This window comes from Nocardioides daedukensis (assembly GCF_013408415.1).
In the GTDB taxonomy this organism is placed as follows: Bacteria; Actinomycetota; Actinomycetes; order Propionibacteriales; family Nocardioidaceae; genus Nocardioides; species Nocardioides daedukensis.
Window position 1 is genome coordinate 2,566,074 of sequence record NZ_JACCAA010000001.1, and the last position, 16,663, is coordinate 2,582,736.

The 16,663-nt window shown below is 68.3% G+C and carries 15 protein-coding genes; 9 read left to right on the forward strand and 6 right to left on the reverse strand.

The window, feature by feature from the left end; translation table 11 throughout:
• Positions 1-60: 60 nt before the first annotated feature.
• Positions 61-942 carry an alpha/beta fold hydrolase gene (locus tag BJ980_RS12710; protein ID WP_179502628.1) on the forward strand — a complete coding sequence of 294 codons (882 nt, stop codon included), beginning with the start codon at positions 61-63 and terminating at the stop codon, positions 940-942.
• Between the two features lie 10 nt (positions 943-952).
• The gene (locus tag BJ980_RS12715; protein WP_179502629.1) at positions 953-2,743 is read left to right on the forward strand and encodes a DEAD/DEAH box helicase; all 1,791 of its coding nucleotides are present in this window, start codon (positions 953-955) and stop codon (positions 2,741-2,743) included.
• A gap of 34 nt (positions 2,744-2,777) precedes the next feature.
• Here BJ980_RS12715 and BJ980_RS12720 read toward each other — a convergent pair whose 3' ends face one another.
• Genes BJ980_RS12720 through BJ980_RS12730 form a run of 3 tightly spaced genes read right to left on the reverse strand, consistent with a single transcriptional unit; the run spans position 2,778 to position 5,907 of the window.
• Complete coding sequence (locus tag BJ980_RS12720; protein WP_179502630.1) at positions 2,778-3,599, reverse strand: SDR family oxidoreductase; 822 nt, start codon at positions 3,597-3,599, stop codon at positions 2,778-2,780.
• A complete protein-coding gene (locus BJ980_RS12725) occupies positions 3,599-5,269 on the reverse strand; it encodes an FAD-binding dehydrogenase (RefSeq protein WP_179502631.1) in 1,671 nt (556 codons plus the stop codon). The genes BJ980_RS12720 and BJ980_RS12725 overlap by 1 nt, the downstream gene beginning before the upstream one ends.
• Positions 5,266-5,907 carry a TetR family transcriptional regulator C-terminal domain-containing protein gene (locus tag BJ980_RS12730; RefSeq protein ID WP_218855502.1) on the reverse strand — a complete coding sequence of 214 codons (642 nt, stop codon included), beginning with the start codon at positions 5,905-5,907 and terminating at the stop codon, positions 5,266-5,268. The genes BJ980_RS12725 and BJ980_RS12730 overlap by 4 nt, the downstream gene beginning before the upstream one ends.
• Before the next feature lie 169 nt (positions 5,908-6,076).
• Between BJ980_RS12730 and BJ980_RS12735 the strand changes: the two genes are divergently transcribed.
• From BJ980_RS12735 to BJ980_RS12760, 6 genes are all read left to right on the forward strand, one after another.
• Positions 6,077-6,895 (forward strand): SGNH/GDSL hydrolase family protein, encoded by an 819-nt coding sequence (locus BJ980_RS12735; protein WP_179502632.1) that lies wholly within the window; start codon positions 6,077-6,079, stop codon positions 6,893-6,895.
• A 488-nt stretch (positions 6,896-7,383) separates the two neighbouring features.
• Positions 7,384-8,025 (forward strand): AzlC family ABC transporter permease, encoded by a 642-nt coding sequence (locus tag BJ980_RS12740; RefSeq protein ID WP_246279968.1) that lies wholly within the window; start codon positions 7,384-7,386, stop codon positions 8,023-8,025.
• Positions 8,022-8,336 (forward strand): AzlD domain-containing protein, encoded by a 315-nt coding sequence (locus BJ980_RS12745; protein ID WP_179502633.1) that lies wholly within the window; start codon positions 8,022-8,024, stop codon positions 8,334-8,336. The genes BJ980_RS12740 and BJ980_RS12745 overlap by 4 nt, the downstream gene beginning before the upstream one ends.
• Positions 8,337-8,445: 109 nt before the next feature.
• Complete coding sequence (locus tag BJ980_RS12750) at positions 8,446-9,822, forward strand: NAD-dependent succinate-semialdehyde dehydrogenase (RefSeq protein ID WP_179502634.1); 1,377 nt, start codon at positions 8,446-8,448, stop codon at positions 9,820-9,822.
• Positions 9,823-9,903: 81 nt separating this feature from the next.
• Positions 9,904-11,343, forward strand: coding sequence for a glucose-6-phosphate dehydrogenase (gene zwf, locus BJ980_RS12755; protein ID WP_179502635.1), 1,440 nt, complete (start codon positions 9,904-9,906; stop codon positions 11,341-11,343).
• The gene (locus BJ980_RS12760; RefSeq protein ID WP_179502636.1) at positions 11,343-12,326 is read left to right on the forward strand and encodes a DUF2332 domain-containing protein; all 984 of its coding nucleotides are present in this window, start codon (positions 11,343-11,345) and stop codon (positions 12,324-12,326) included. The genes zwf and BJ980_RS12760 overlap by 1 nt, the downstream gene beginning before the upstream one ends.
• 77 nt (positions 12,327-12,403) lie before the next feature.
• On the opposite strand, the gene BJ980_RS12765 is transcribed toward BJ980_RS12760, so the two are convergent.
• Positions 12,404-13,249, reverse strand: coding sequence for an SDR family oxidoreductase (locus BJ980_RS12765; RefSeq protein ID WP_179502637.1), 846 nt, complete (start codon positions 13,247-13,249; stop codon positions 12,404-12,406).
• Positions 13,250-13,408: 159 nt separating this feature from the next.
• Here BJ980_RS12765 and BJ980_RS12770 point away from each other — a divergent pair, with 159 nt between their 5' ends.
• The gene (locus BJ980_RS12770) at positions 13,409-14,734 is read left to right on the forward strand and encodes an MFS transporter (protein WP_179502638.1); all 1,326 of its coding nucleotides are present in this window, start codon (positions 13,409-13,411) and stop codon (positions 14,732-14,734) included.
• Between the two features lie 219 nt (positions 14,735-14,953).
• Here BJ980_RS12770 and BJ980_RS12775 read toward each other — a convergent pair whose 3' ends face one another.
• Positions 14,954-15,523 (reverse strand): TIGR03086 family metal-binding protein, encoded by a 570-nt coding sequence (locus BJ980_RS12775; RefSeq protein WP_179502639.1) that lies wholly within the window; start codon positions 15,521-15,523, stop codon positions 14,954-14,956.
• A gap of 5 nt (positions 15,524-15,528) precedes the next feature.
• Positions 15,529-16,533, reverse strand: coding sequence for a sigma-70 family RNA polymerase sigma factor (locus BJ980_RS12780; RefSeq protein ID WP_179502640.1), 1,005 nt, complete (start codon positions 16,531-16,533; stop codon positions 15,529-15,531).
• Positions 16,534-16,663 lie beyond the last annotated feature (130 nt).

Genomic DNA, 16,663 nt, shown 5'->3' on the forward strand with positions numbered 1-16,663 from the left:
GCGACGAGTGTGATCCGCATCTCCCTCGCCGGGTTGGGTGCGGCGCGGCATACTCGGGCCATGACCGCCAGGGTGCGCACCTTCAGCAACGCCGGACTGACCTTCGACGTGATCGACGAAGGCCCGATCGACGGGCCGATCGCCGTCCTGCTGCACGGATTCCCGCAGCGCTCCACGTCGTGGAACGAGGTGGCCAGGCACCTGCACGGACAGGGGATCCGCACCATCGCCCCAGACCAGCGCGGCTACAGCCCCGGCGCGCGACCACGCCGCCGCGCGGCGTACCGGCTCTCGAACCTGGCCGCCGACGTGGTCGCGCTGATCGAGCTGGTCCGCGAGCCCGGCCACCCCGAGTGGGACCGGGTCCACCTGGTCGGCCACGACTGGGGATCGGTGGTGGCCTGGACGGTTGCCGCCCGCGACGATCTGGTGGCCACCCTGACCGCGGTCTCGGTCGGCCACCCCGCCGCCTTCATGAAGTCGATGGCGGGAAGCCAGGTGCTGAAGAGCTGGTACATGGGCCTCTTCCAGCTGCCCATGCTGCCCGAACGCGTGCTCTCGGACCCCGGCAGTGCGCACCACATGCTCGGCTCGGCCGGGATGACCCGCGAGATGCTGCGGACCTATCACCGCGAGATCGTCGAGTACGGCGCGCTTCGTGGCGGACTCCAGTGGTACCGCGCCCTGCCCTATGCCCATCCCCGGGTGATGGGCAACCGGATCTCGGTGCCGACCACGATGGTCTGGAGCGACGGTGACACCGCCCTGGGCCGACGCGGGGCCGAGCTCTCCGAGCGCCACGTGGACGCGCCGTTCGAGCTCCAGGTGCTCGAAGGAGTCAGTCACTGGATCCCGGACGAGGCCCCCGAGGTGCTCGCCGAAATCGTGTGTGAGCGGATCGGCACCGCCCGGAATGGAACATCTGCGGCTCGCGGGCACTAACGTGGTAGGCATGACTGACCCTGAACTCGATGCCCCCAAGACCATCGACCTGACTTTCGATGATCTCGGACTCGACGAACGGGTGCTCAAGGCACTGAAGAAGATTGGCTACGAGTCCCCCTCGCCGATCCAGGCCGAGACCATCCCGCCGCTGCTCGAGGGACGCCACGTCGTCGGCCTCGCGCAGACCGGAACCGGCAAGACCGCGGCCTTCGCGCTGCCGATCCTGTCCCAGCTCGACCTCAAGCAGAAGACGCCGCAGGCACTCGTCCTCGCGCCCACCCGTGAGCTCGCGCTCCAGGTCTCCGAGGCGTTCGAGAAGTACGCCGCCTTCATGAACGGCGTCCACGTCCTCCCCGTCTACGGCGGCCAGGGCTACGGCGTACAGCTCTCCGCGCTGCGCCGCGGCGTCCACGTCGTGGTCGGCACCCCCGGCCGGATCATGGACCACCTGGAGAAGGGCACGCTCGACCTCTCCCAGCTGCGCTTCCTGGTCCTCGACGAGGCCGACGAGATGCTGAAGATGGGCTTCGCCGAGGACGTCGAGACGATCCTCGCCGACACCCCCGACACCAAGCACGTCGCGCTCTTCTCCGCGACCATGCCCTCGCAGATCCGCCGGATCTCGAAGAAGTACCTCGAGGACCCGGTCGAGATCACGGTCAAGAACAAGACCACGACGGCCACCAACATCACCCAGCGCTACATGTTCGTCTCGTGGCCGCAGAAGATCGATGCGCTGACCCGCATCCTCGAGGTCGAGAACTTCGAGGCGATGATCATCTTCGCGCGCACCAAGTCCGCCACCGAGGAGCTCGCCGAGAAGTTGCGGGCCCGGGGGTTCTCCGCCACCGCGATCAACGGTGACATCGCGCAGAACCAGCGTGAGCGCACGATCAACCAGCTCAAGTCCGGCAAGCTCGACATCCTGGTCGCCACCGACGTCGCCGCCCGCGGTCTCGACGTGGAGCGGATCAGCCACGTCGTGAACTTCGACATCCCGACCGACACCGAGTCCTACGTGCACCGCATCGGCCGCACCGGTCGCGCGGGTCGTTCCGGTGACGCGATCTCGTTCATCACGCCGCGCGAGCGCTACCTGCTCAAGGCGATCGAGAAGGCCACCCGCCAGACGCTCACCCAGATGCAGCTCCCGAGCGTCGAGGACATCAACACCACGCGCCTCTCCCGCTTCGACGACGCGATCACCGCAGCGCTCAACTCCGACAAGGTCGAGTTCTTCCGCGAGGTGGTCAACCACTACGTCCGCGAGTACGACGTACCCGAGATCGACGTGGCGGCTGCACTCGCCGCCGTCCAGCAGGGCGACACCCCGCTGCTGCTCGACCCGGCTGCTGAGAAGCCCGCCAAGGAGTTCAAGGAGCGCCCGCAGCGCGGCGACCGTCCCGACCGTGGTGGACGCCCCGAGCGCGGTGGCCACCGTGAGGACCGCGGCCCCCGCCGCGAGAGCCCCGCACGCCGCAGCGACGTCCCGATGGCGACCTATCGCATCGAGGTCGGCAAGCGCCACAAGGTCGAGCCCCGCCAGATCGTCGGCGCACTCGCCAACGAGGGCGGCCTGGGCCGCGGTGACTTCGGCAAGATCGACATCCGCGCGGACCACTCGATCGTCGAGCTGCCCGTGAACCTGCCCTCGAGCTCGTGGGACTCCCTCAAGGGCACCCGGATCTCCGGCAAGCTGATCGAGCTGAGCCAGGCCGAGGGTGAGACCGCCGGTGGCCGTCCGCGCTTCGAGAAGCGCTCGTTCGACAAGAAGCCGCGGCACAAGCACCGCGACTGAGCCTCACACTGAGCGAGTCGCCTGCGGGCGTCGCTCAGTGGCGGATGCCGAACTTTCGCGCCGTGATCGCTTCGACCAGCGATCGCGGCGCGATCCGTTTGAGCGCGAAGACGACTTGGGCGTTCGAGCCCCGCGCGTGCAGCGACCCGGGTCGCTCGGCCCGGACTGCCGCCAGGATCGTCTCCGCCACGTCGTCGGCGCTGGTGCCGCTCGCCTCGAGGGCGTCGAGGCGAGCGATCACGGCCTCGCACTCGCGCTGGTACGGCGAACCGTCGGCGACGTACTTCGTCCGACGTGTGGAGATCCCGGTGTTGATGGATCCCGGTTCGACCGTGGTCAGCCAGACACCGTAGGGCGTCAGCTCCTTGCGTGCTGCAGTTGCGAACGCCTTGATCGCGGCCTTAGACGCGGCGTACGACGCGCGGTAGGGCAGCGGGAAGCTGGCCAGCATCGAGCCCACCATCACCACCCGGCCGAAGCCTCGCGCCCGCATCCCGGGCAGCAGCAGCTGGGTCAGCTGCACCGGCCCGAGCACGTTGACCTGGAACAACCGGTCCAGGGCGTCGAGCGGCAGCTCCTCGAGCGGGCCGGACTGGGACTCGCCGGCGTTGTTGATCAGTACGTCGATCGGCCCGGCAGCCTCGGCGAGCGCACGGATCGAGTCCCGCGACTCCAGGTCCAGGGCCAACCACTCGACGCCGTCGATGCGCTGGTCGGCGCTCAGGGTGGCGGGGTTGCGGCTGGTACCGATCACCCGGAAGCCCGCGTCGCGCAGCGCGAGCGCGCTCGCTCGGCCGATGCCGGAGGAGGCGCCGGTGACCAGGGCGGTGCGGGTGGTCTCGTCGTGGGCGGCCATCAGGCCTTCTTCGCCAAGGCCAGGCCGGCCGCGCGGCCCGAGAAGATGCACCCGCCGAGGAAGGTGCCCTCCAGCGCGTTGTAGCCGTGCACGCCGCCGCCACCGAACCCGGCGACCTCGCCAGCGGCGTACAGACCCTGGATCGGTCGCCGGTCCGCGCCGATGACCTGCGAGTCCAGGTTGGTCTGGATGCCGCCGAGGGTCTTGCGGGAGAGGATGTTGAGCCGGACCGCGATCAGCGGGCCGTTCTTCTCCTCGAGGAACCGGTGCGGGGAGGCGACCCGGATCAGCTTGTCGGTGCGCGAGAGCCGGGCGTTGTTGATCGCCATCAGCTGCAGGTCCTTGGAGAACGCGTTGTCGAGCTCCCGGTCGCGGGCCACGATCTGGGCCTCGATGTGGTCGGCGTCGAGCTCTGCGCCGTCGCGGCCGAGCTGGTTCATCCCCTCCACCAGCTCCCGGATCGTCGAGGCGACCACGAAGTCCTCCCCGTGCTCCTTGAACTTCTCCACCGGCGCGGGGGCCCCCTTGGCCAGGCGTGACTGGAGCATGAACTTGAGGTCGCGGCTGGTGATGTCGGGGTTCTGCTCGGAACCGGAGAGCGCGAACTCCTTCTCGATGATCTTCTGGGTGAGGATGAACCACGAGTAGTCGTGCCCGGTGGCCAGGATCGCCTTCATCGTGCCGATCGAGTCGAAGCCGGGGAAGTTCGGTGCCGGAAGCCGGTTGCCCAGGGCGTCGAACCACATCGACGACGGTCCGGGGATGATCCGGATCGCGTGATTGGGCCAGATCGGGTCCCAGTTGTGGATCCCCTCGGTGTAGGCCCACATCCGGTCGGAGTTCACCAGCTGCGCACCGGCGGTCTCGGAGATCTCGAGCATCCGGCCGTCCACGTGCGCGGGCACCCCGGCGATCAGGTGCTTGGGCACCGGTCCGAGTCTGTCGACCGGCCAGTTCTGCCGCATCAGGTCGAAGTTGTGGCCGATGCCGCCCGAGGTGACGACCACGGCGGCGGCCCGGTGCTCGAAGTCGCCGACGACCTCGCGAGACGACTTCACGCCACGCTCGGCATCACTGGCCTCCAGCACGGATCCGCGTACGCCGACCGCGGCGCCGTCCTCCATCAGGATCTCGTCGACCTGGTGCCGGAACGCGAACCGGACCAGCCCCTCGCGCTCGCCGGCGAGCACCGGCTTCTCGAAGATCTCCACGACCGCCGGGCCGGTGCCCCAGGAGAGGTGGAAGCGGGGGACGGAGTTGCCGTGGCCGGTGGCCGAGCCTGAACCGCGCTCGGCCCAGCCGACGAAGGGGAGGAACTTCAGCCCGAGCTCGCGGACGTAGTCGCGCTTGCCGCCCGCCGCCCAGTCGACGTACGCCTGGGCCCACTGCTTGCCCCAGACGTCCTCGTCGTCGAGTCGGTCGAAGGCAGCCGAGCCGAGCCAGTCCTGCAGGGCGAGCTCCATGTTGTCCTTGATCCCCATCCGCCGCTGCTCGGGTGAGTCGACGAAGAAGAGCCCGCCCAGGGACCAGAACGCCTGCCCACCGAGGTTGTTGCGGTTCTCCTGCTCGAGGACGAGGACCTTGCGGCCGGCCTTGACCAGCTCGTGGGTGGCGACCAGGCCGGCCAGGCCGGCGCCGACCACGATCACGTCGGGCTTGAAGTCGGTCATGGGTGCTCCTTGGTTGCGGGGTGGTTCGAGACGGGTTCGGTCAGGGAGGTGACGATCAGGACGAACAGGTCGGTACGCCGCCGGCGTACGGCCTTGTCGTCGGGTGCGACGAGGCACTGCACGCTGGTCCCGTCGTGGGCCGCGACGAGGGCCGGGCCGAGGGCGTCGGGGTCGGTGACCCGGAGTCCGACGCGGGCCAGCAGGGCGGTGATCAGTGGCATCAGGGCTGCCTCGATGCCCTCCTCGCGGGCGGCGACGACCCGGCGCAGGGCGGGGGTGCGCAGGGCGTGGGCGGTGAACTCGGCGGTGACCCGGAACCACTCGTCGTCGACGGGGACCAGCGCGAGGACGTGCTCGACTGCCTCTCGGAGGTCCTTGACCGGGGGCAGGTCTGCCTCGAGGGCGGCGGCAAGTGCGCCGCGCATCGCCTCGGACTTCTGCTCCCAGATGGCCAGGAAGAGCTCGTCGAGCGAGGTGAAGTTGGAGTAGAACGCACCGCGGGTGAAGCCGGCCTGGGCACAGACCTGCTCGACCGTGGAGCGACCGAACCCCTCGCGGGCGAAGACCGTCAGTGCGCCGTCCAGCAGGCGCTGCCGCGTCTGTTGTCGGCGGGGCGACAGGGCGGTGGGTTGGCTCACGATACGTCAACGTATCGGATGCATTGGTGTATCGGAAGGGCGCTGGTGGCCTTGTGGGAGTTCCCCGTCGTGGTGAGCGCGAGTGCGTTGGTACTGGTCAGCGGCGAGTTGTGCGCCCTAGTGTGACGCAGGACACAACGGGGTGTCCCTCTGATGAGGAGTCAATTGCATGAAGCTGAAGATCTCGGGGGCTGCGCTGGCAGCTTCTTCGCTGGCCGCCATCGCAACCATGTTCACGGCCGCCCTGGCCGCTGTTCCCGCCCACGCCGCGGGTCCGTCGTACGTCGCCCTCGGCGACTCCTATGCCTCCGGAACCGGCACGCGCACCTACATCGACGACGGCAGCTCGTGCCAACGATCGAATGCGGCCTATCCGAAGCGGATCGCCAGCGCACGCGGCTATTCGCTGAACTTCAAGGCATGCTCCGGCGCCACCGTCTCGACGGTGACCAGCGGCCAGCTCTCCGCGCTGAACACGAGCACCCGCTACGTCACGATCTCGGTCGGCGGCAATGACGCCGGCTTCGTCTCGGTGCTGACCACGTGTGCGGCGCCCGGGTGGATGACCAACTGCGACGGTGCGATCAACAACGCGCAGTCCTACATCAACAACACTCTTCCGGGGCGACTCTCGACGCTCTATTCATCGATCAGGGCCAAGGCACCCAATGCCAAGGTGGTCGTGGTCGGTTATCCGCGGGTCTTCATGGGTGAGGACTGCAACGCGCTGACCTGGTTCTCGCCGGCCGAGCAGACCCGGCTCAACCAGACCGCCGACCTGTTGAACACTCGCACCCGGGCGCAGGCGACCGCCAAGGGCTTCACGTTCGCGAACCCCACGAGTCGGTTCACGGGCCACGCGGTGTGTGACGACCCCGAGTGGATCAACGGCTTGTCCAGCCCGGCCGGGGAGTCCTACCACCCGAACTCGAGCGGTCACTCCGCCGGTTACACGCCGCTGGTCAGCCCGCTGCTCACTGGCAACTGACTCGATCCAACCGTTCACTTTCTGTTCACTTTGCCGGTCCGGGTGGAGGGAGTTGACCCGAATTGGTGCCTCTTCGCAGGTCAGAGTGGGGCCCGAGCGGGAATCTGGGTGCGCTCAGGGTGCTTTCGGCCGGATTTTGTGTCACACTGAAAGTGAACAATGAGTGAACAGGAGGTGTCTCATGCGGAACCGCCAGTCAAATGACCGCCCGGTGATGACATGGGTCGAGGTTTGTGACGCCCTGGGCCGCACGCGCATGGAGGCCCAATGGGTCGACCCCGATACGGTGCACGCTGCCCAGCCGCACGCTGCCTGATCTGAGATTTTCGAGCGGGACCCGACGTCAGTGACGTCGGGTCCCGCTGCATTTCTGCCCCCTGGTGCCGCAGTGGGCACAGGCGGGGTTTGATGGACCCGTGCCCGCCCGTCGATCCCGATCAACGCGTCGCCTTGGACTGCGTCAGCTGAACGAGAGCCTCGGCGGGACCTTGCTCCGTGACATCGTCTTGGTCAACGTCGCGATCGCGATGGTCGGTGTCTCCTATGGCGCGATCACGGTGGGAGAGGGTCTCCCGGTCTGGCTGCCGAACCTGATGTCGGTCGTGGTCCTCGGAGGCGCGAGCCAGTTCCTCTTCACCGGCTTGATCGCCTCGGGTGCCGGGCCGGTCGCGGCCGTCGTCGCCGGCATCCTGGTGAATCTGCGCCACCTGCCGTTCGGGTTCGCGCTCGCCGAGACCGTCGACCGGCGCCCCTTCCTCGGCAGCTATCTGATGATCGACGAGGTGGTGGCCTTCAGCCTGGCCCAGAAGGACCTCGAGCTGCGCCGCAAGGTCTTCTTCACCTGCGGCATCTGCCTGCTGATCTTCTGGAACGTCGGCTCGTTGCTGGGCGCGCTGCTGGGCCGCGCGGTTGGCGACACCGACGTGTTCGGCCTCGATGCCGCCTTCCCCGCTGTGTTGCTGGCCCTGGTGATGCCGGCGCTTCGCGACTCCAGGACCTTGCGAGTGGCGGTGCTGGGTGCCGTGCTGGCGCTGGCTCTGACTCCGGTGATGCCTGCTGGCACCGCGGTGCTCTGCTCGCTGCTCGCCCTCGTCACCGTGCGGCCCTGGTGGAAGGCGGAGGAGCGATGAGTACGACGACCCTGATCGTGTCCGCCTTCGTCCTGGGCGCCGCGACCTTCGCGATCCGCGCGGCCGGACCGTTCCTGCACACCCGGATCTCGATCGGCACTCGCTGGCTCGAACTGATGTCGCTCGCTGCGACGGTGTTGCTGGTTGCGCTGGCTGCCACGAGTGCGCTGGCCGACGGCGACGAGTGGAGCGACCCGGCGCGACCCGCCGGCGTCGTGGTGGCCGGCGTACTCGCCTGGCGACGGGCGCCGTTCATGGTGATCGTGATCGCCGCAGCTGCCACCACCGCCCTGCTCCGTCTTCTTCTCTAGTCGAGTCGGCAGTTGTTGACGCCCGAGGTGGTCAACAACTGCCGGGTCGGCGGGTTGGGGCGTCAACAACTGCCGACTCGGCGTGCTGGGGGGTGGTTATTGTGGGGGCATGAGCACCTTCGACGTCCTCGATCCAGTTGACGGCTCCGTCCTCGACTCCGTCCCCGACGCCACCGTGGAGGATGCCAAGGCCGCGCTCGACCGAGCTGTCTCGGTCCAGAAGGAGTGGGCCAGCACGCCGCCCCGCGAGCGCGGCGAGATCCTGCGCCGGGCGTTCGAGCTGGTCACCGAGCGTGCCGACGACTTCGCCCGCACGATCAGCTTGGAGATGGGCAAGACCCTGGCCGAGGCGAAGGGTGAGGTCACCTACGGCGCCGAGTTCCTGCGCTGGTTCAGCGAGGAGGCGGTGCGGATCCGCGGCAGCTGGCTGCAGGCGCCCGCCGGCGGCTCGCGACTGCTGACGGTGAAGAAGCCCGTCGGACCATGCCTGTTCGTGACGCCGTGGAACTTCCCGCTCGCGATGGGCACCCGCAAGATCGGGCCCGCGATCGCGGCCGGCTGCACGATGATCGTCAAGCCTGCTTCGGCAACCCCGCTGACCATGCTCAAGCTGGCTGAGGTGTTCGCGGAGGCCGGACTGCCCGAGGGCGTGCTCCAGGTGATCACCTCGAAGAAGTCCCGCGAGATCACCGAGGCCCTGATGGGCGACGCCCGACTCCGCAAGATCTCCTTCACCGGTTCCACCGCGGTGGGCAAGGGCCTGGTGGCCCAGTCCGCGGAGAACCTGCAGCGGGTCTCGATGGAGCTCGGCGGCAACGCACCGTTCCTGGTCTTCGACGACGCCGACATCGACGCCGCCATCGAGGGCGCGATGATCGCCAAGATGCGCAACATGGGTGAGGCCTGCACCTCGGCCAACCGCTTCCTGGTCCAGAACGGGGTCGCGCGAGAGTTCACCGAGAAGCTTGCCGTCCGGATGGGCGACCTCACCGTGGGCCGCGGCCAGGACGATGGCGTCGACGTGGGTCCGCTGATCGACGCCGAGGCGGTTGCCGGTGTCACCGAGCTCGTCGAGGCGGCCGTCGCACAGGGAGCCACCGTGGTCACCGGCGGTGGTGACGGCGACGGCAACTTCTATCCGCCGACGGTGCTTGCCGGCGTACCGGCCGATGCCCGCGTGAACCACGAGGAGATCTTCGGCCCGGTCGCCCCGGTGACCACGTTCGAGACCGAGGACGAGGCGATCGCCCTGGCCAACGACACGGAATACGGGCTGGCCTCCTACGTCTACACCCGCGGCCTGGACCGCACGCTGCGCGTCGTGGAGTCGCTCGAGTTCGGGATGATCGGCGTCAACACCGGGCTGGTCTCCAACCCCGCCGCGCCGTTCGGGGGCGTGAAGGCGAGCGGGTTCGGGCGCGAGGGCGGCTTCGAGGGGATCGAGGAGTACCTCGACACGACGTACGTCGGGATCGCCGCCGACTGACTTGTCGTCTGGCTGGTCGTCCGACTGAGCGACTGCCCGGACGCTATGGGCGGGCTGGCCGGGCGACATAGTCTGGGGGACATGGCTGACAACCCGCAGGGAAATCCGGGACCACCCACCACGATCGTCCTCTTCGGCGCCACCGGCGACCTGGCTCGCCGCAAGTTGTTGCCGGGGATGATCCACCTCTGGCGCTCCGGCCTGCTGCCGCAGATGCAGGTCGTGGGCACCTCTCTCGACGAGCACACCCGCGAGTCGTTCATCGAGCTCGCGCGCAAGGCGATCGAGGAGCACGGCGACGACGAGGACGACAAGAAGGAGTTCGACGCCTTCGCCGAGCGACTCTTCTGGGCCAACGACGGCGACGACAACCTGATGGCCGGGATCGCCGAGGCCGAGGCCGACTGCGAGCAGGAACAGGCGCGCCTGCACTACCTCTCGGTCCCACCGAAGGCCGCGCTCGACGTCGTACAGAGCCTCGACAAGTGCGGCCTGGCCAAGGGCAGCCGGATTGTGATGGAGAAGCCGTTCGGCACTGACCTGGCCTCCGCACGCGCACTGAACGCGGCGATCCACGAGGTGTTCACCGAGGACCAGATCTTCCGCATCGACCACTTCCTCGGCAAGGAGGCGGCGCTCAACATCCTCGCGCTGCGCTTCGCCAACGGCCTCTTCGAGCCGATCTGGCACCGCAACCACATCGACCACATCCAGATCGACGTCCCCGAGACGCTGGGCCTGGAGGGCCGGGCCGCCTTCTACGAGAACACCGGCGCCTACCGCGACATGGTGGTCACCCACCTGTTCCAGGTGATGGCGTTCATCGCGATGGAGCCGCCGGTCGCGCTCGACCCGATCTCGATCAGCGAGGAGAAGCACAAGGTCTTCCGCTCCATGCTGCCGTTGGACCCGCACAACGTGGTGCGCGGGCAATACACCGGCTACACCGAGGAGGAGGGCGTCGACCCGAACTCCGACACCGAGACCTTCATCGCGCTCAAGTGCTTCGTGGACAACTGGCGCTGGGCCGACGTGCCGTTCTACCTGCGCACCGGCAAGAAGCTCGCCGAGGGCACCAGGATCATCTCGATCGCGTTCAAGGAGCCACCCCAGTCGATGTTCCCCGACAGCTCGGGGATCGGTGACCACGGCCCCGACCACCTGACCTTCGACCTCTCCGACCAGTCCCGGATGTCGCTGTCGTTCTATGGCAAGCGCCCGGGGCCGGGCTTCCACCTGAACAAGGTGTCGATGCAGTTCGCCATGGAGGACACGGGTTGGGCGGGCTCCATCCTGGAGGCCTATGAGCGACTGATTCTGGAGGCGGTCAAGGGCAACCGGACGCTCTTCACCAGCGCCGAGGGCGTCGAGCGGTTGTGGGAGATCTCGCAGCCCCTGCTCGAGCACATGCCGCCGGTGCGGGCCTATCCGCAAGGCTCGTGGGGGCCGAACCAGATCCACCAGCTGATCGCCCCGTCGTCGTGGCGACTGCCCTTCGAGAGGAAGTGGCGAGACGGCTGATGGAGCCCTATCTCGAGGTGCGGGAGTCCTACGCCGCGTTCGCACGTGAGGCCGTCGATTCGCCTTGCTTCGTGGACTGGTCGCTGGGGGTCCGGGACGACCCCGAGGTGCAGGCCCTGATCGCGACCCTGCCTGCGGTCAAGCAACAGCCGAACCTGGTCTTCGCGGCGGCTCGCTGGCTCGGGGTCACCGCGCCCGGACCGTATGAGGGACTGCGCGAGTTGCTGCTTGCCCGGTGGGACGAGGTGCGTTCGGTGGTGCTGGACCGATCCACCCAGACCAATGAGGTACGCCGCCTCGCGACGCTGCTGCCTGCGTTCACCGCGGCCGTGGGTTCGGGGCCGGTGGCGCTGCTCGAGGTCGGCGCCTCGGCCGGCCTGAACCTCTTTCCCGACCGGTGGTCCTTCCGCTGGTCGCACAGCGACGGATCCGTGGTCGCGTTGGGCGATGGTGATCCGCTCGACTGTGACATCGAGGGCACTCCGCCGCTGCCGGACACGCACCCGAAGATCAGCTGGCGCGGTGGCATCGACCTCAACCCGCTCGACGTCACCGACCCGGATGCGATGGCCTGGCTGGAGAACCTGGTCTGGCCCGAGCAGGACGCGCGCCGCGAACGGCTGCGCACCGCGATCGCGATCGCCGCCGAGGACCCGCCCGACCTCCGCGCCGGCGACCTGATCGAGACCCTGTCCGCGATGCTCGAGGAGGTCCCGGAGGATTCAACAGCGATCGTCTTCCACTCCGCCGTGATCGCCTACCTGCCGCCGCAGCGGCGTACCGACTTCCACGCGTTGATGAGCGAGCTCGTCGCCGCCGGGCGGTGTCACTGGGTGAGCAACGAGGGGCCGGGAGTGCTCCCTGAAATCACACGAACCGCACCAGCCCGGGGTGAGGGCGAGGTGCGGTTCGTGCTGGGGCTCGACGGCCGTGCGGTGGGGTTCGCCCACGGTCACGGCGCGAGCCTGACCTGGTTCGGCTGAGCGCTGGCGTCGTTGCGGGATACGGATTGGCTGTTCTCGACGCTGAGAACAGCCGAGCTGTATCCCGGAGTGCCAGATCAGCCGCGCAGGGACTCCACCAGGGGAGTGGTCGGGCGGCCGATCAGCTCGGCCAGGGTCGGGTCGACCTCGGCCAGGTCGCCACGCGCGGTGTTGGCGTCCAGGGTCGCGACGAACCCAGCGCTGCCCGCGTCGAGGCCGGCCTCGACGAGTGCGGCCGTGACGTCGTCGGCCGAGACCGACTGATAGGCCACGTCGCGACCGACGGCCTCGCCGATGGCCGTGGCCAGCTCGTCGTAGTCATAGGCGCTGTCGCCGGTGAGCTCATAGACCTTGCCCTCGTGGCCCTCGGTGGTGAGCACGACCGCAGCGGCGTCCGCATAGTCGCGGCGGGCGGCGCCGGCAACCTTGCCGTCTCCAGCAGCGCCGAGGAGGATGCCGCTCTCCTTGGCCGGGGCAAGGTTGGGCAGGTAGTTCTCGTGGTACCAGTTGTTGCGCAGGATCGTGGTGGTCAGGCCGGACGCCGCGAGGAGCTCCTCGGTCGCCTTGTGCTCCGGGGCCAGCACGTGCTCGCTCGTGGTCGCGTTGACCAGCGAGGTGTAGGCGACGTGGGAGACGCCGGCCGACTTCGCGGCCTCGATGACGTTGCTGTGCTGGGCGAGGCGCTGACCGACCTCGCTGCTCGAGATCAAGAGGAGGCTGTCGACGCCTTCCAGAGCGGCCTTGAGGGCAGTCGGGTCCGTGTAGTCGGCGACGCGGACCTGCACGCCACGCGCGGCCAGCGAAGCCGCCTTCGACTCGTTGCGGACCACGGCAACGAGGGAGGCAGGGTCCTCGGTGCGGAGGAGGGCATCGAGGACTAGGGATCCGAGGGCGCCGGTCGCGCCGGTGACTGCGATGGTCATGAAAGGTCCTTTGCGGGTGGGGGCAGTGAGTGATGGTTGAACCTGCAACGATCTGAGATCATTCCCCCGCGGTGACGGCTGTGGCTGCGCTGCTGATGAAATAAGTGTCGAACACCGGTCTGCACCAGAGACACTGGTGCATTCCCTGATCGGAGTCCGATGACCAACCTGCGCCCGCCGCTCGAGGAGCCGGTGGACCAACCTGCCGTGGTGCGGCGGTTGCCGCGCGCGCTGACCCCGTTCCGGATCCCGGCCTATCGCAAGCTGGCGCTGGCCCTGGTGCTCACGATGTTCGCGTGGGGCACCTGGGTGATCGGACTGGTCTGGGAAGTGATTCGGATCGGTGGGGACGCAACGCAGCTCTCCCTGGTCACCGGGGCCAACGCCGTCGGCATGCTCGTGCCGGTCCTCTTCGCCGGCGTCGTCGCGGACCGGATCCCGCAGAAGGTCATTCTGATCGGCGTGGCCGGCGTGCAGTTCGTCTGCATGGCACTGGTCGCGGCGTTGTCCCTGTCCGACCTGGCCCGACTCGAGCACCTGGTCGTGGTCTCGTTCGTCTATGGCTGTGCGACGTCGTTCTACTACCCGGCCTACTCCGCCTGGCTGCCGTCCCTGGTCCCGGAGAAGGACCTGCTCGCCGTCAACGGGTTCGAGGGCATGGTCCGGCCGACGATCGGCCAGGCGATGGGGCCAGCGTTCGCCGGCTTCCTGGTCGGTGCGGCCTCGTCGGGGTGGGCGATCACGGTGGCCGCGGCGATGGCCGGCCTGGCCGTGCTGGCGTTGCTCCCGGTGCCGCTCACGCCCGTACGCCGTCAAGTCGTCGAGCCCGGAGAGGATTCGCCGCCGCCGACCCACGCCGTACGCTCCGCCCTCGCTGACATGGGCGAGGGGTTCCGCTACATGGTCAAGACCCCGTGGCTGCTGGCGACCCTGCTCTTCGCGAGCCTGATGATCCTGGTCTTCATGGGCCCGTTCGAGGTGCTCGTCCCGTTCCTGATCAAGGACGGCCTCGGCGGGGATGCCGGCGACCACGCGCTGGTGCTGGCCGCCTTCGGTGTCGGCGGCGCGATCGGATCGTTCGTGATGGCGTCACTGAAGATGCCGCGTCGCTATCTCACGGTGATGAACATGACCTGGGGCGTGAGCTGTCTGCCGTTGGTGCTCTTCGGCATCGTCGACCAGGTGTGGATGATGGTGGTGATCGGGTTCTTCGTCGGCGCGATGTTCTCGGCGCCGATGGTGATCTGGGGGACGCTGCTCCAGCGCCGGGTGCCGCCGCACATGCTCGGCCGGGTCTCCTCGCTGGACTTCTTCGTCTCGATCTCACTGATGCCGGTCTCGATGGCGCTGGCCGGCCCGGTCTCCGAGCTGATCGGCGTACGGGAGACGTTCTATGTCGCCGGGATCCTGCCGATCGTGGTCGCGGTCATCGCCACGGTCTGGGCGAAGCTGCCGGCCGACGAGTTGGCCCACCCGCTCGACTGAGCAGTTCGGCGAGCGCTTCGGCTGGCCGGTGGCGGGCCGTGCTCCGGAAACTGATGGGTTGGGCATCCAAATCCGCCGGTTTTCGACCCCAAAGCATCAGTTGCTGGCCCGCCCGACCCCAACCCATCAGTTTGTCGCAGCCACGGATCCGAACCCATCAGTTGGTTGCCCCGCCGACCCCAACCCATCAGTTGCCGCACCCACTTCCGAGTGAGGCGTTCAGCGCTGATGTGCCCAGGCACCAGCCCTGCCGAGGCGGGAGAGCAACCGCAGGGCGGGTTCGACGTCTTCGGTGATGGTGATTGGCGCGCCGAACCGGCCGGGCCTGTCGTCGTCGGTGACCACCTGTCGCGCGACCGGCAGCAGGTTGCGCGCCAACCCCGCCGGGATCGGCGTACCGACTCCGGTGGCTTGCCCGACATCCCAGCCGTGGACCGCGATCTCGAGTGCGCCGACGCGGAGCAGCAGGCCGCTGTCGAGCACCAGTGCGCCCAGTCGGGCCGAGATGACGGCGGGGGAGGTCCAGGCGCCGAGGAGGGTGCAGGCCTTCTCCCGGAGCTCTCCTACGGTGGTGTCGGCAGGGGGCGCGGGGGCGATGTCGATGTGGCCACGGCTGGCCTCGGTGAACGCGTCGAGACCGTCGGACATGTGCGCCAGCAACGCGGCCAGGTCCCAGTCAGCACACGGCGTACGTCGTGACATCAGGTCGTCGGTGACCGTGCCGAGGGTGCCGCGGGTGTAGCCGATGGCGCGCTCGAGCAGCTCCACCGGGTCGGTGGCGGTGAGCACGGGGATCAGCTCCCGACGTAGCGCTCGGGAAGATCGGCCTCGGTGAGGACGGTGGGCAGTCCGAAGGTCTCGAAGATGCCCTCGCCGAAGAAGGCGCTGACCTTCGCGACCTTGGTTCCGTCGAGCTGCAGGACCTGGAGCTGGAAGGGGGTGAAGGTGCCGTCCGGTTGGGCCATGTAGAGGCCGTACGCCGGCTGCCCGTTGGCGAGGGTGGAGAGCATCGGCATGTCGTGGGTGCCGCCGGGGCACTGGGTGTCGATGAGGCGCCCGATGTTCTCGTTGCCGATGTACCAACCGGTGAAGGGCGGCATCTCCCAGACGGCGTCGCGCTTGAGCATGCCGACGATCGCCTCGATGTCCTTGCGCCAGAACGCGTCGACGTAGGAGTCGAGCATCGCCTTCTGCTCGATGTTCAGCGCCTCGTGCGGGCTCTCCGCCGTCAGGCCGGCCTCGGCCATCTGCGCGTGGGCGCGCTGCAGGGCGGAGTTCACCGCAGCGGGGGTCGTCTCCAACGCCTCGGCGACCTCCTTGGCCGACCAGCGCAGGACGTCGCGCATGATCAGTACGGCGCGCTGCCGGGCGGGCAGGTGCTGCAGGGCGGCAACGAACGCGAGCCGGATGGTGTCCCGCTCCTCGACCACGACCGCCACGTCGGGGATCGGTTCGAGCCAGGGAATCTCGGAGTCGGTGATCAGCTCGGCGCCCGGATCGGAATCGACGGTGCCCAGCCCGGTCGGCAGCGGGCGGCGGTCCTTACCCTCCAAGTTGGTCAGGCAGACGTTCGTCGTGATCCGGTAGAGCCAGGTCCGCACCGAGGAGCGACCCTCGAAGTTGTGATAGGCCTTCCACGCCCGCAGGTAGGTCTCCTGGACCAGGTCCTCGGCGTCGGCCATCGAGCCGGTCATCCGATAGCAGTGCGCGATCAGCTCGCGACGGAAACCGTTCGCCACGTCCTGGAAGTCATCCCGCTCGGGAGCTTGGGTCTCGGTCTCGATGTCTGTGGTGCTCATGCTCTGCCTCCAATGGCCGCGTCTCAGTCTGCCCTGAGATGTGGACCGGCCGCCACCGCCAAATTCATCGCGAACCTGCACTTGTTGTGGCGCGAACCTGCAGTTGTTGTCGTGTCGATGAGTTTGTCCG

What these genes read in the sequence shown, in the direction of transcription:
- BJ980_RS12710 (WP_179502628.1), top strand. Translation starts at nt 61, where the DNA reads ATGACCGCCAGGGTGCGCACCTTCAGCAACGCCGGACTGACCTTCGAC.
- BJ980_RS12780 (WP_179502640.1), bottom strand. Translation starts at nt 16,533, where the DNA reads ATGAGCACCACAGACATCGAGACCGAGACCCAAGCTCCCGAGCGGGAT.
- BJ980_RS12715 (WP_179502629.1), top strand. Translation starts at nt 953, where the DNA reads ATGACTGACCCTGAACTCGATGCCCCCAAGACCATCGACCTGACTTTC.
- BJ980_RS12765 (WP_179502637.1), bottom strand. Translation starts at nt 13,249, where the DNA reads ATGACCATCGCAGTCACCGGCGCGACCGGCGCCCTCGGATCCCTAGTC.
- BJ980_RS12735 (WP_179502632.1), top strand. Translation starts at nt 6,077, where the DNA reads ATGAAGCTGAAGATCTCGGGGGCTGCGCTGGCAGCTTCTTCGCTGGCC.
- BJ980_RS12725 (WP_179502631.1), bottom strand. Translation starts at nt 5,269, where the DNA reads ATGACCGACTTCAAGCCCGACGTGATCGTGGTCGGCGCCGGCCTGGCC.
- BJ980_RS12745 (WP_179502633.1), top strand. Translation starts at nt 8,022, where the DNA reads ATGAGTACGACGACCCTGATCGTGTCCGCCTTCGTCCTGGGCGCCGCG.
- BJ980_RS12750 (WP_179502634.1), top strand. Translation starts at nt 8,446, where the DNA reads ATGAGCACCTTCGACGTCCTCGATCCAGTTGACGGCTCCGTCCTCGAC.
- BJ980_RS12760 (WP_179502636.1), top strand. Translation starts at nt 11,343, where the DNA reads ATGGAGCCCTATCTCGAGGTGCGGGAGTCCTACGCCGCGTTCGCACGT.
- BJ980_RS12770 (WP_179502638.1), top strand. Translation starts at nt 13,409, where the DNA reads ATGACCAACCTGCGCCCGCCGCTCGAGGAGCCGGTGGACCAACCTGCC.
- zwf (WP_179502635.1), top strand. Translation starts at nt 9,904, where the DNA reads ATGGCTGACAACCCGCAGGGAAATCCGGGACCACCCACCACGATCGTC.
- BJ980_RS12720 (WP_179502630.1), bottom strand. Translation starts at nt 3,599, where the DNA reads ATGGCCGCCCACGACGAGACCACCCGCACCGCCCTGGTCACCGGCGCC.